We start from the raw sequence: 11,858 nt of genomic DNA, 5'->3' as shown, positions 1-11,858 counted from the left end.
TCAGGTCCAGTAGTGGATGACAACGGCCAGGAGCACGATCAGGCCGAGGATCATCGCGAATGCATAGTCGGGCAGGCGCCCGGTCTGCAGCTTGCGCAGCACGCGCGCTGCCAGGCCGACGCTGTTCGCGGAGCCGTTGACAATGGCCCCGTCGATCACGCGGCGATCGACAAGGTTGGAAGCCTCGCCCAGCAGCACGCTGCCGCCAGCCAGGCCACCGATCCACAGGTCGTCGGCCCAGTACTTCTTCTCCAGCACCTTGACCGGCAGCGCGAACACGCGGCGCGCCCTGGTCGCGAGCTCCGGCTTCCACCAGTACATGACGGTCGCGAGCACGAAGCCGGCCACGGTCAGCACGAAAGCGGGCGCCATGAAGCCGTGCGTGGCGAAGGCCACCGGCCCGTGCCACATCGCTTCGCCCACCATCGCGACCGTGTCGCGCGCAGCGGCGACGTCGATCGCGCCGAGGAAGAACGGGAGCACCTCGTGGTGGCCGCTCCAATCAGTGCCGAACAGCATCGGGCCCGCGGCGAAGAAGCCGATCAGCACCGACGGAATCGCCAGCAGCACCAGCGGCAGCGTGACCACCCACGGCGATTCGCGCGGTTCGACCGGGCCGTGATGCGCGTGATCGTCATCGTGGTGGGCCGCGTCATGGCCGTGGTCGTCGGCCGGCGCGTCGCGGAAGCGTTCGCGGCCGAAGAACGTCAGGTACAGCAGGCGGAAGCTGTAGAACGAGGTCACGAACGCGCCGGCCAGCACGGCCCAGTAGCCGTAGGTGCCCACCCAGCCCATGCTCGCCGAAGCGTGCTTGGCCGCTTCGATGATGGTGTCCTTGGAGTAGAAGCCGCTGAAGAACGGCGTGCCGATCAGGGCCAGCGTGCCGAGCAGCATCGTCCAGAAGGTGACCGGCATGTACTTGCGCAGGCCGCCCATGCGGCGCATGTCCTGCTCATGGTGCAACGCGATGATCACCGAGCCCGCGCCGAGGAACAGCAGCGCCTTGAAGAAGGCGTGGGTCATCAGGTGGAACACCGCCGCCGAGTACGCCGACACGCCCAGCGCCACGGTCATGTAGCCAAGCTGCGACAGCGTGGAGTATGCGATCACGCGCTTGATGTCGTTCTGCACGATGCCGATCAGGCCGGTGAAGAACGCGGTGGTGGCGCCGATGAACAGCACGAACTGCAGCGCGGTCTCCGACAGCTCGAACAGCGGCGACATGCGCGCCACCATGAAGATGCCGGCGGTGACCATGGTCGCGGCGTGGATCAGCGCCGAGATCGGGGTCGGGCCTTCCATCGAGTCCGGGAGCCACACGTGCAGCGGCACCTGCGCCGACTTGCCCATCGCACCCACGAACAGGCAGATGCACACCACCGTGGCGGCCGACCAGGCGTGGCCGTCGAAGATCTCGATCACCTGGCCACCGCCGATGCGGTCGCTGGCGTTGGCGAACACCGTGGCGTAGTCGAGGGTACCGAACCAGTACAGCACGCCGGCGATGCCGAGCAGGAAGCCGAAGTCGCCGACGCGGTTGACCACGAACGCCTTCATGTTGGCGAAGATCGCCGACGGGCGCTTGAACCAGAATCCGATCAGCAGGTACGAGACCAGGCCCACCGCTTCCCAGCCGAAGAACAGCTGGAAGAAGTTGTTCGACATCACCAGCGTCAGCATCGAGAACGTGAACAGGCTGATGTAGCTGAAGAAGCGCTGGTAGCCCGGGTCCTCGGCCATGTAGCCGATGGTGTAGACATGCACCAGCAGCGACACGAAGGTCACCACGACCATCATCATCGCGGTCAGCTTGTCGACCATGAAGCCGACGTGCGCTTCGTAGCCCGCCACCTGGAACCAGGTGTAGATGTTCTCGTTGAACGGCGAGGCGCCCTGCCCCGCGAGCTGCCAGAGCACATGGCCCGACAGCGCGCAGCTCACGGCGACGCCGAGGATGGTGATGGTGTGCGAGCCGGCGCGACCCACCTGGCGGCCGAACAGGCCGGCGAGGATGGCGCCCAGCAGCGGAGCCAGCACGATCGCCAGCAGCACCGTCTTCGAGATCAGGATTTCCGTGACAGGCATCGGTCAGCCCTTCAACGTGTCGAGTTCGGCGACGTTGATGGTGCGCCGGTTGCGGAACAGGGTGACCAGGATGGCCAGGCCGATGGCGGCCTCGGCCGCGGCCACGGTGAGGATGAAGAACACGAACACCTGCCCCGCCGCGTCGTTCATCTCACGCGAGAACGCGACGAAATTGATGTTCACCGCGAGCAGCATCAGCTCGAGCGACATCAGCAGCACGATCACGTTCTTGCGGTTGAGGTAGATGCCGGCAACGCTGATGCAGAACAGCACCGCACCGAGCGCCAGGTAGTGGCCGAGGGCCAGGCCCTGTCCCATGAACTCCATTACTTCTCCTCCCCGCCGGCGTCGGGCGCCGGGGTGTCGTCGGCCACGTGCACCGAGGACGACATCTTGACCATGCGCAGGCGATCGCCGGCACGCACGCGCGCCTGCTGCGCGGGATTCTGGTGCTTGGTCCCCTCGCGGCGGCGCAGCGTCAGGGTGACCGCGGCGATCACGGCCACGGTCAGGATCACCGCGGCGACCTCGAACGGCAGCAGGAAGTCGGTGAACAGGCGGCGTGCGATCCAGACGGTGTTGGACACCTCCGCGCTGTCCACGGCGGCATCCGCGGCGAACGGGGTGGCGACGAACGCCTTGACGCCGATCAGGGTGAGGATCTCGACCAGCATCACCACCGCGACCAGCAGGCCGACCGGCAGGTGGCGCACGAAGCCCTGGTGCATCTGTTCCTCGTCGATGTCGAGCATCATCACCACGAACAGGAACAGCACCATCACCGCGCCCACGTACACCAGCACCAGCGCGACGCCCAGGAACTCGGCGCCGGCGATGATCCAGGTGCAGGCCACGGTGAAGAAGGTCAGCACCAGGAACAGCGCGGCGTGCACCGGGTTGCGGACGCTGATCACGGCCACGGCCGACACCACGGTGACCGCGGCGAATGCCAGGAAAGCGAGAAGGGCGAAGTCCATGGTTTACCTGTATCCGGCGTCGGCGGTGCGGCGTTCGGCGATCTCGGCCTCGAGCCGGTCACCGATGGCCAGCAACTGCTGCTTGTTGACGATGTTCTCGCCACGGTTCTCGAAGTGGTACTCGTGGATGTGCGTTTCCACGATCGAATCAACCGGGCAGGACTCCTCGCAGAATCCGCAGAAGATGCACTTGAACAGGTCGATGTCGTAGCGCGTGGTCCGGCGCGTGCCGTCCTCGCGCTGCTCGGAATCGATGGTGATCGCCAGCGCCGGGCACACCGCCTCGCACAGCTTGCAGGCGATGCAGCGCTCTTCGCCGTTGGGATAGCGGCGCAGCGCATGCAGGCCGCGGAAACGCGGCGACTGCGGCGTCTTTTCCATCGGGTACATGATCGTGTACTTGGGACGGAACAGGTACCGGAGCGTCAGCCACATGCCGGCCAGCATCTCCAGCAGCAGCAGGCTCTTCGCCCAGGAAAGGATCTTGCCCATCACGCACCTGCCTCGAACACGCCGAAATACGCCATCAACGCGGTAACCGCGATCCACGCGATCGCCAGCGGGATGAACACCTTCCAGCCCAGGCGCATGATCTGGTCATAGCGGTAGCGCGGGAACGTGGCGCGGAACCACACGAAGCAGCTGGCGAAGAAGAACGCCTTGGCGATCAGCCACCACCAGCCGTCGACCGCCAGCCACTCGAGCACCGGCACGCCGGCGAACCAGCCCTGGAACGGAGACAGCCAGCCGCCGAGGAAGAAGATCGCCGTGAGCACGCTCACCAGGATCATGTTGGCGTACTCGGCCAGGAAGAACAGCGCGAACACCGAACCGGAGTACTCCACCATGTGCCCGGCGACGATCTCGGACTCGCCTTCCACCACGTCGAACGGCGAGCGGTTGGTCTCGGCCACGCCGGAGATGAAGTAGATGACGAACAGCGGCAGCAGCGGCAGCCAGAACCACTCCAGGAAGCCCGCGTTGCCCGCCTGCGCCATCACGATCGCGCTCAGGTTTAGGCTGCCCGAGGCGACCATCACGCCGACCAGCGCGAAGCCCATGGCGATCTCGTAGCTCACCATCTGCGCCGCGGCGCGCATGGCGCCCAGGAACGCGTACTTCGAGTTGGACGCCCAGCCGGCGATGATGATGCCGTACACGCCCAGCGAGACCACGGCCAGCAGGTACAGCAGGCCGGCGTTGGCGTTGGACAGCACCATCCGCGCGTCGAACGGCACCACCGCCCAGGCGGCCAGCGCCGGCACCAGGGTGATCATCGGCGCCAGCACGTACAGCACCGGATGCGCGCGTGTCGGCTGGATGACTTCCTTGAACAGCAGCTTGAACACGTCGGCGAACGCCTGCAGCACGCCCCAGCCGACATACATCGGCCCGTGGCGGATGTGCATCCAGCCGATCAGCTTGCGCTCCCAGACCACGTAGAACGCCACGGCGATGATCACCGGCATGGCGATGCACAGGATCAGCAGCACCAGCCAGAGCACGGTGCCGATGGGTCCGAGCGCATCCAGCCACTCGCGGAACGGCGCGACGGCGTCGAGCACCAGGCTTGCGGTATTGGTCGTGCTCATGCCGCCACCACCCTGGCGCGGCCGGCGCCGAGCGCCGCCGTGGCGCCGTAGCCGGATTCGATCCACGCCGCGCCGCGCGCGACGCGGTCGCTGGCGACCACCTGCAGGGTGGCCGTGCCGGCATGGTTGGAGACCTTGGCCATCGCGCCATCGGCCACGCCTGCCGCCGACGCATCGTCGGGGTGAAGCGTGATGCGCGGGCCGGCGGTGAGTGGATGTGCCTGAAGTGCGGCCGCGCGACGCGTCACGCCGTCGGTGCGATAGATCGCCTTCGACACGGCCAGCTCGAAGCCTTCGCCCTCGCCCACCGTGGCCGCGGATGCCGACACCACGACGCCGCGCGGCGCCATGCCGGCGCGCACCTCGGCGAGGTCGACGAACTCGAAGCCCGGCAGCGCCAGCAGCCCACCGAGTGCACGCAGTGCCTTCCACCCCGGGCGCGCTTCGTCCGGCAACTTGCCGGCGGCGACGGCGCGCTGCTCGCGACCATCGAGGTTGGTGAGGGTGGCGTCGATTTCGGGCAGCAGGCCGATCGGCAGGATCACGTCGGCAATGCGGCGCGTCGACGCGCAGGCGAAGTGGCTGAAGGCCACGACCTGCGCGCCGCCGAGTGCGGACATCGCGCTCGCCTGGTCGGCGAAGTCGAGGCCCGGCTCGATGCCGTACATCACGTAGCCGCTGCGCGGCTGCGCGAGCATGGCGCTGGCGTCGCGCGACGCGGGCAGCACGCCGTTGCGCGCCAGGCCGAGCGCATTCGCGCCCTGCGGGATGCGGCACAGCGCGGCGTTGCCGGCGGTGGCGAGCGCGGCGGCGGCGGCGCGGATGTCCGCGGCGTGCGCGCCGTTCTCGGCCACGCCGCCGACGATGACGACCACCCTCGCGCTGTCCTTCAGCGCAGCGGCAAGCTCCGTGGAGCCAAGCGCGGCGGCGATGCCGGAAGGCGCAACAATCGTCTTCGACGCGATGTCGAAGGCGAACTCGAAGTCGACCGGGTTGACCACGTGCACGCGGGCGCCGCGTACCCAGGCCTTGCGCACGCGCTGGTGCAGCAGCGGCAACTCGAAGCGCAGGTGGCTGCCGACGATGACGATCGCGTCGGCCTGCTCGATGTCCTCGACCGGCATGGCGAACGGTTCGGCCACGGCGGCGTCGGACAGGTCGCGCTGGGAAATGCGGTGGTCCAGGTTGCCGGTGCCAAGTGCCTCGGCCAGTCGCGCCAGCAGCGCGCCCTCCTCGTTGGAGGTTGCCGGATGCACCAGGATGCCGAGGTCGTCGGCGGCGTTGTCGCGCAGGATCTGCGCGGCACGCGCCAGCGCCTCGTCCCACGACGCCTCGCGCCAGTCGCCGTCGTCGCCATTGCTCGCCACGCGCAGCAGCGGCCGGGTTGCGCGGTCGTCGGCGTACAGGCCCTGGTGCGAGTAGCGGTCACGGTCCGAGATCCAGCACTCGTTGACGGCCTCGTTGTCGCGTGGAACCGCGCGCATCACCTCGCCGCGGCGCGAATGCAGGAACAGGTTGCTGCCGAGGGCGTCGTGGTAGCCCAGCGACTCGCGTGCGATCAGCTCCCACGGGCGCGCGCGGAAGCGGAACACCTTGTTGGTGAGCGCGCCAACCGGGCACACGTCGATCACGTTGCCGGACAGCTCGGTGGTCAGCGGCTTGCCGTCGTAGGTGCCGATCTGCAGGCTTTCGCCGCGCTGCATGCCGCCGAGTTCGTAGGTGCCGGCGATTTCCGCGGTGAAGCGGATGCAGCGCGTGCACTGGATGCAGCGCGTCATGTCGGTGGCGACCAGCGGGCCCATGTCCTCGTCGGCCACCACGCGCTTGCGTTCGCTGAAGCGGCTGACCGAACGGCCGTAGCCGAGCGACAGGTCCTGCAGCTCGCACTCGCCGCCCTGGTCGCAGACCGGGCAGTCGAGCGGGTGGTTGATGAGCAGGAACTCCATCACGTTGCGCTGCGACTTGAGCGCCTTCTCGCTGCGCGTCTGCACGCGCATGCCGTCCATCACCGGCGTGGCACAGGCAGGCGCGGGCTTGCCCATCTTCTCCACGTCGACCAGGCACATGCGGCAGTTGGCGGCGATGGCGAGCTTGTCGTGGTAGCAGAACCGCGGGATCGGGATGCCGGCCTTGTCGGCGGCATGGATGATCATCGAGCCCTTGGGGGCGGCCATCTCCACGCCGTCGATGAAGACGGTGACCTGGTCGGGCGCGAGGTTCGGATTCACCGGCTGGGCGCTCATGCGGCCACCTTCTGCACGACGGTGCCGTCGCGCTGGTCGTCGACCAGGAAGCGCCTGTTGACGATCGCGTACTCGAACTCGTCCCAGTAATGGCGCAGGAAGCCCTGCACCGGCCACGCCGCCGCTTCGCCGAAGGCGCAGATGGTGTGGCCTTCGATCTGGCCGGCCGCGGCGCGCAGCATCTCGAGGTCGGACAGCGTGCCCTGGCGCTCGACGATGCGCGTGATCATGCGGTACATCCAGCCCGTGCCTTCGCGGCAGGGCGTGCACTGGCCGCAGGATTCCTGGAAATAGAAGCGCGCGATGCGCTGGCAGGCGCGGACCATGCAGGCGGTGTCGTCCATCACGATCACGGCGCCCGAGCCGAGGCCGGAACCGGCCTTCTGCAGCGCGTCGTAATCCATGGTGAGGCCCATCATGGTGTCGCCCGGCAGCACCGGCATCGACGAACCACCGGGGATCACCGCCTTGAGGCGACGCCCGGGGTGCATGCCGCCGGCCATTTCCAGCAGTTCGCTGAAGGGTGTACCGAGGCGGATCTCGTAGTTGCCCGGGCGCGTGACCTGGCCCGAGACCGAGAAGATCTTGCAGCCACCGTTGTTGGGCTTGCCGAGGTTGGCGAACCACTCCGGGCCGTTGCGCAGGATCGCCGGCACCGAGGCGAAGGTCTCGGTGTTGTTGATGGTGGTCGGCTTGCCGTACAGGCCGAAGTTGGCCGGGAACGGCGGCTTGAACCGCGGCTGGCCCTTCTTGCCTTCCAGCGACTCCATCAGCGCGGTCTCTTCGCCGCAGATGTAGGCGCCGGCGCCGAGCACGTTGTGGATCTCGATGTCGGTGCCCGAACCCAGGATGTCGCGGCCCAGCCAGCCATTGGCATAGGCCTCGGCGGTGGCTTCCTCGAGGTGTTCGAAGGGCTCGTGGTGGAACTCGCCGCGCAGGTAGTTGTAACCGACCGTGCTGCCCGTGGCGTAGCAGGCGATCGCCATGCCCTCGATCACCGAGTGCGGGTTGTAGCGCAGGATGTCGCGGTCCTTGCAGGTGCCCGGCTCCGACTCGTCGGAGTTGCAGAGGATGTACTTCTGCATGCCGCTGCCCTTGGGCATGAAGCTCCACTTCAGGCCGGTCGGGAAGCCCGCGCCGCCACGGCCGCGCAGGCCCGACTGCTTGACCATCTCGATGACGGCCGTCGGCTCGATCTTTTCTTCCAGGATCCGGCGCAGCGCGCTGTAGCCGCCGGTCTTGAGGTAGTTCTCGTACGACCACGGCTTGTCGAAATGCAGCGTGGTGTAGACGGCCTGGTGCTCCTTCGGCGCAGGGCCGACGGGGCCGTAGCCTTCGGAGACGTGGTGGTGGTGGTGCGCCATGCCGGTGTCCAGCCTCACTTCAGTCCGTCGAGCAGCTCGTCGACCTTCGCGGCGTCGAGCTTCTCGTGGTAATGGCCGTTGATCACGACCACCGGGGCGCCGCAGCATGCCGCGACGCACTCTTCCTCACGCTTCAGATAGACGCGGCCGTCGGGGGTCGATTCGCCGAGCTTGCAGCCGAGCTTCTTTTCGGCGTGCGCGACAAGGTCTTCGGCGCCGTTGAGCCAGCAGCTGATGTTGGTGCAGATGGCGACGTTGTTGCGGCCGACGGGCTTCGTTTCGAACATCGAATAGAAGGTGGCGACCTCGTACGCCCACACCGGCGGCAGGTCCAGGTACTTGGCCACGGCCGCGATCAGCTCGTCGGTCAGGAACCCGCCGTTCTGCTGCTGCACCGCGAACAGCCCCTGCAGCACGGCCGAACGCTTGCGGTCGGCCGGGAACTTGGTCAGCCAGTGGTCGATGTGCGCGCGCGTGTCGTCGTTCAACGCGACCATCGGGTCGACGTTGCGCGCGTTCTCGAAGTTGCCGGTGGCTCTCATCGGTCTACTTCCCCGAAAACGATGTCATAGGTGCCGATCATCGCCACGACGTCGGACAGCATGTGCCCCTTCACCACCGCGTCCATCGACGACAGGTGCGCGAAGCCGGGCGCGCGCAGGTGCACGCGGAAAGGCTTGTTGGCGCCGTCGCTGACCAGGTAGCAGCCGAACTCGCCCTTGGGCGCCTCGACCGCACAGTAGGTCTCGCCGGCCGGCACGCAATAGCCTTCGGAAAACAGCTTGAAGTGGTGGATCAGGGCTTCCATGTCGTCCTTCATCTCCTCGCGGGAGGGAGGCGCGACCTTGAAGTTGTCGACCATCACCGGGCCGGGGTTGGCCTTCAGCCATTCCACGCACTGGGCGATGATGCGGTTGGACTGGCGCATCTCGGCGACGCGCACCAGGTAGCGGTCGTAGCAGTCGCCGTTGGTGCCGACCGGGATGTCGAAATCGACCCTGTCGTAGCGCGCGTAGGGCTGCTTCTTGCGCAGGTCCCACTCGACGCCCGAGCCACGAAGCATCGCGCCGGTCATGCCCCAGGCCATGGCCTTCTCGGGGCTGACCACGCCGATGCCGACGGTGCGCTGCTTCCAGATGCGGTTGTCGGTGAGCAGGGTCTCGTACTCGTCGACGCGGCCCGGGAATTCACGGGTGAACGCCTCGAGGAAATCGAGCATCGAGCCTTCGCGCGACTCGTTGAAGCGCTTCAGCTTCGCGCCCTTGCGCCACGGCGACTCGCGGTACTTCGACATGCGATCGGGCAGGTCGCGATACACGCCACCAGGACGGTAATACGCCGCGTGCATGCGCGCGCCGCTGACTGCCTCGTAGACGTCCATCAGCTCTTCGCGCTCGCGGAACGAGTACAGCATCACCGCCATCGCGCCGAGGTCGAGACCGTTGGAGCCGATCCACATCAGGTGGTTCAGGATCCGCGTGATCTCGTCGAACATCGTGCGGATCCACTGCGCGCGCTCGGGAGCCTCGATGCCCATCAGGGACTCGATGGCGCGCACGTAGGCGTGTTCGTTGCACATCATCGACACGTAGTCGAGGCGGTCCATGTAGCCGATCGAATGATTGAACGGCTTGGACTCGGCAAGCTTTTCGGTGCCACGGTGCAGCAGCCCGACGTGCGGGTCGGCGCGCACCACGGTCTCGCCGTCCATCTCCAGGATCAGGCGCAGCACGCCGTGCGCGGCCGGATGCTGCGGGCCGAAGTTCATCGTGTAGTTGCGGATTTCCTGGCGTGCTTCGACCGGATTGCTGGCGAAGCCGCTGCCGGCGGCGTGCGGATGCGCGCTCATTTCGCCTCTCCTGCGCCGGTGCGGGCACCGCCGACCTTCAGGTCGCGGTCCTCGCCGGCGGCGGTTGCATATCGTGCGTCGTCGCGGATGACGCGCGGCACGCCCACGCGGGGCTCGACCGAGGTCACCGGCTCGTACACCACGCGCTGCTTCTCCGCGTCGTAGCGGACTTCGACGTTGCCGATCAGCGGGAAGTCCTTGCGGAACGGGTGGCCGATGAAACCGTAGTCGGTGAGGATGCGGCGCAGGTCGGGATGCCCGGCAAACATGATGCCGAACAGGTCGAACGCCTCGCGCTCGAACCAGTTCACGCCCGGCCACAGGTCGTTGACCGAAGCCACGACCGGCAGCGCGTCGTCGGCCGCGAAGCACTTCACCTGCACGCGGCGGTTGTTGGCGATCGACAGCAGCTGCACGACCACCGCGAAACGCTGCGCGGGAACCGCGATTGCTCCTTCGCCGTCAGGCTGCGCGAGCTGCTGGCTGTGCTGCTCGCCGAAGCCGAAGCGCCCTGCCCCCTTGCCCTCCACGCCGCGGCTGAAGCCCTCCGAGGAGACGTCGGTGTCCCACTCGTCGCTGCCGTGGCCGAGGTAGTCCATGCCGCACAGGTCGATCAGCATCTCGAAGCCGAACTCGTCGCGCAGCGCCTGGCAGCTCGCGTGCCAGTCAGCCGGCGCGACGACCATGCCGACCTCGCCACGCGGGAGCGCAACGTGGACCGTGGCATCGGCGAAGCGCGTGCGCAGGCGCGCGGCGAACGCGGTCGCGGACTCAGCCATTGCGCTGGCCCACCTTGTTTTCGCCGAAATTCGTGGAGCGGCGGATCTTCTTCTGCAGCTGCAGGATGCCGTGCACCAGCGCTTCCGCGGTCGGCGGGCAGCCCGGGACATAGATGTCCACCGGCACCACGCGGTCGCAGCCGCGGACCACGGAATACGAGTAGTGGTAGTAACCGCCGCCATTGGCGCAGCTGCCCATCGAGATCACCCACTTGGGCTCGGGCATCTGGTCGTAGACCTTGCGCAGCGCCGGGGCCATCTTGTTGACCAGGGTGCCGGCCACGATCATCACGTCGGACTGGCGCGGCGACGGGCGGAAGATCACGCCGTAGCGGTCCATGTCGAGGCGCGCGGCGCCTGCATGCATCATCTCGACTGCGCAGCAGGCCAGGCCGAACGTGACCGGCCACATGGAGCCGGTGCGCGCCCAGTTGAGCAGGATGTCCGAGCTGGTAGTGACGAATCCCTGCTCAAGCAGCGGGTTGTCACCGGCCGGACGCAGGATGTCGTCGACGCGGCCTTCCGACAGCGGGTTGCTCGCGGAGTCCGCAAGCGCGCGGATCGCCCGGGTCACTCCCATTCCAGCGCTCCCTTCTTCCAGACATAGATGAAACCGAGCAGCAACATGCCCACGAAGATGCCCATCTCGATGAGGCCGAGCACGCCGAGCTCACGGAACACGGTGGCCCACGGCACGATGAAGATGATTTCCAGATCGAAGACGATGAACTGGATCGCGATCAGGTAGTAGCGCACGTCGAACGGCATGCGCGCGTCTTCGAAGGGCGCATAGCCGCATTCGTAGGCGGAGAGCTTCTCGACTGTCGGGCGCTTGGGCCCGAGGAGGTTGCCGACCAGGATCAGGGCGATGCCGATCCCCGTGGCGACGATCAGGAACAATAGGGTCGGCAGATATTCGGCCAGCACGTGTGTTCTCTCGGCTACCGGCCGCGAGGGCGGCCGTTGCTC

Annotated in this window: 12 protein-coding genes; all 12 read right to left on the bottom strand. The window is 67.2% G+C overall.

Annotation, left to right across the window (positions count from 1 at the left end; translation table 11 throughout):
• The 12 genes from nuoL to JHB91_RS02070 are packed head-to-tail and all read right to left on the bottom strand — an operon-like array spanning position 1 to position 11,816.
• Complete coding sequence (gene nuoL, locus JHB91_RS02125; RefSeq protein WP_199471121.1) at positions 1 to 2,085, bottom strand: NADH-quinone oxidoreductase subunit L; 2,085 nt, start codon at positions 2,083 to 2,085, stop codon at positions 1 to 3.
• 3 nt (positions 2,086 to 2,088) lie between these two features.
• The gene (nuoK, locus tag JHB91_RS02120) at positions 2,089 to 2,403 is read right to left on the bottom strand and encodes an NADH-quinone oxidoreductase subunit NuoK (RefSeq protein ID WP_199373235.1); all 315 of its coding nucleotides are present in this window, start codon (positions 2,401 to 2,403) and stop codon (positions 2,089 to 2,091) included.
• An 8-nt stretch (positions 2,404 to 2,411) separates the two neighbouring features.
• Positions 2,412 to 3,062, bottom strand: a complete 651-nt coding sequence (locus JHB91_RS02115; RefSeq protein WP_199471119.1) for an NADH-quinone oxidoreductase subunit J — start codon at positions 3,060 to 3,062, stop codon at positions 2,412 to 2,414.
• Positions 3,063 to 3,065: 3 nt separating this feature from the next.
• On the bottom strand, positions 3,066 to 3,554 hold the full coding sequence (nuoI, locus tag JHB91_RS02110; RefSeq protein WP_199372815.1) for an NADH-quinone oxidoreductase subunit NuoI: 489 nt from the start codon (positions 3,552 to 3,554) through the stop codon (positions 3,066 to 3,068).
• Positions 3,554 to 4,654, bottom strand: a complete 1,101-nt coding sequence (gene nuoH / locus JHB91_RS02105; protein WP_199372816.1) for an NADH-quinone oxidoreductase subunit NuoH — start codon at positions 4,652 to 4,654, stop codon at positions 3,554 to 3,556. Before nuoH ends, nuoI begins: the two co-directional genes overlap by 1 nt.
• Entirely contained in the window at positions 4,651 to 6,897 is a 2,247-nt protein-coding gene (nuoG, locus tag JHB91_RS02100) for an NADH-quinone oxidoreductase subunit NuoG (RefSeq protein ID WP_199471117.1), read from the bottom strand. Before nuoG ends, nuoH begins: the two co-directional genes overlap by 4 nt.
• The gene (gene nuoF, locus JHB91_RS02095) at positions 6,894 to 8,261 is read right to left on the bottom strand and encodes an NADH-quinone oxidoreductase subunit NuoF (protein ID WP_199472622.1); all 1,368 of its coding nucleotides are present in this window, start codon (positions 8,259 to 8,261) and stop codon (positions 6,894 to 6,896) included. Before nuoF ends, nuoG begins: the two co-directional genes overlap by 4 nt.
• Positions 8,262 to 8,275: 14 nt before the next feature.
• Positions 8,276 to 8,803, bottom strand: a complete 528-nt coding sequence (gene nuoE, locus JHB91_RS02090; RefSeq protein ID WP_199471115.1) for an NADH-quinone oxidoreductase subunit NuoE — start codon at positions 8,801 to 8,803, stop codon at positions 8,276 to 8,278.
• A complete protein-coding gene (locus tag JHB91_RS02085) occupies positions 8,800 to 10,110 on the bottom strand; it encodes an NADH-quinone oxidoreductase subunit D (protein ID WP_199471113.1) in 1,311 nt (436 codons plus the stop codon). The genes nuoE and JHB91_RS02085 overlap by 4 nt, the downstream gene beginning before the upstream one ends.
• Positions 10,107 to 10,889, bottom strand: coding sequence for an NADH-quinone oxidoreductase subunit C (locus JHB91_RS02080; protein WP_199471111.1), 783 nt, complete (start codon positions 10,887 to 10,889; stop codon positions 10,107 to 10,109). Before JHB91_RS02080 ends, JHB91_RS02085 begins: the two co-directional genes overlap by 4 nt.
• Positions 10,882 to 11,469, bottom strand: coding sequence for an NADH-quinone oxidoreductase subunit B (locus JHB91_RS02075; RefSeq protein WP_199372821.1), 588 nt, complete (start codon positions 11,467 to 11,469; stop codon positions 10,882 to 10,884). The genes JHB91_RS02080 and JHB91_RS02075 overlap by 8 nt, the downstream gene beginning before the upstream one ends.
• Positions 11,460 to 11,816 carry an NADH-quinone oxidoreductase subunit A gene (locus tag JHB91_RS02070; protein ID WP_199372822.1) on the bottom strand — a complete coding sequence of 119 codons (357 nt, stop codon included), beginning with the start codon at positions 11,814 to 11,816 and terminating at the stop codon, positions 11,460 to 11,462. Before JHB91_RS02070 ends, JHB91_RS02075 begins: the two co-directional genes overlap by 10 nt.
• Positions 11,817 to 11,858 lie beyond the last annotated feature (42 nt).

This window comes from Luteimonas sp. MC1828, assembly GCF_016461615.1.
GTDB lineage: Bacteria > Pseudomonadota > Gammaproteobacteria > Xanthomonadales > Xanthomonadaceae > Luteimonas.
The sequence above is the reverse complement of the archived record's forward strand: the minus strand, read 5'-3'. Positions and strand labels throughout refer to the sequence as shown.

What these genes read in the sequence shown, in the direction of transcription:
- nuoL (WP_199471121.1), bottom strand. Translation starts at nt 2,085, where the DNA reads ATGCCTGTCACGGAAATCCTGATCTCGAAGACGGTGCTGCTGGCGATC.
- nuoK (WP_199373235.1), bottom strand. Translation starts at nt 2,403, where the DNA reads ATGGGACAGGGCCTGGCCCTCGGCCACTACCTGGCGCTCGGTGCGGTG.
- JHB91_RS02115 (WP_199471119.1), bottom strand. Translation starts at nt 3,062, where the DNA reads ATGGACTTCGCCCTTCTCGCTTTCCTGGCATTCGCCGCGGTCACCGTG.
- nuoI (WP_199372815.1), bottom strand. Translation starts at nt 3,554, where the DNA reads ATGGGCAAGATCCTTTCCTGGGCGAAGAGCCTGCTGCTGCTGGAGATG.
- nuoH (WP_199372816.1), bottom strand. Translation starts at nt 4,654, where the DNA reads ATGAGCACGACCAATACCGCAAGCCTGGTGCTCGACGCCGTCGCGCCG.
- nuoG (WP_199471117.1), bottom strand. Translation starts at nt 6,897, where the DNA reads ATGAGCGCCCAGCCGGTGAATCCGAACCTCGCGCCCGACCAGGTCACC.
- nuoF (WP_199472622.1), bottom strand. Translation starts at nt 8,261, where the DNA reads ATGGCGCACCACCACCACCACGTCTCCGAAGGCTACGGCCCCGTCGGC.
- nuoE (WP_199471115.1), bottom strand. Translation starts at nt 8,803, where the DNA reads ATGAGAGCCACCGGCAACTTCGAGAACGCGCGCAACGTCGACCCGATG.
- JHB91_RS02085 (WP_199471113.1), bottom strand. Translation starts at nt 10,110, where the DNA reads ATGAGCGCGCATCCGCACGCCGCCGGCAGCGGCTTCGCCAGCAATCCG.
- JHB91_RS02080 (WP_199471111.1), bottom strand. Translation starts at nt 10,889, where the DNA reads ATGGCTGAGTCCGCGACCGCGTTCGCCGCGCGCCTGCGCACGCGCTTC.
- JHB91_RS02075 (WP_199372821.1), bottom strand. Translation starts at nt 11,469, where the DNA reads ATGGGAGTGACCCGGGCGATCCGCGCGCTTGCGGACTCCGCGAGCAAC.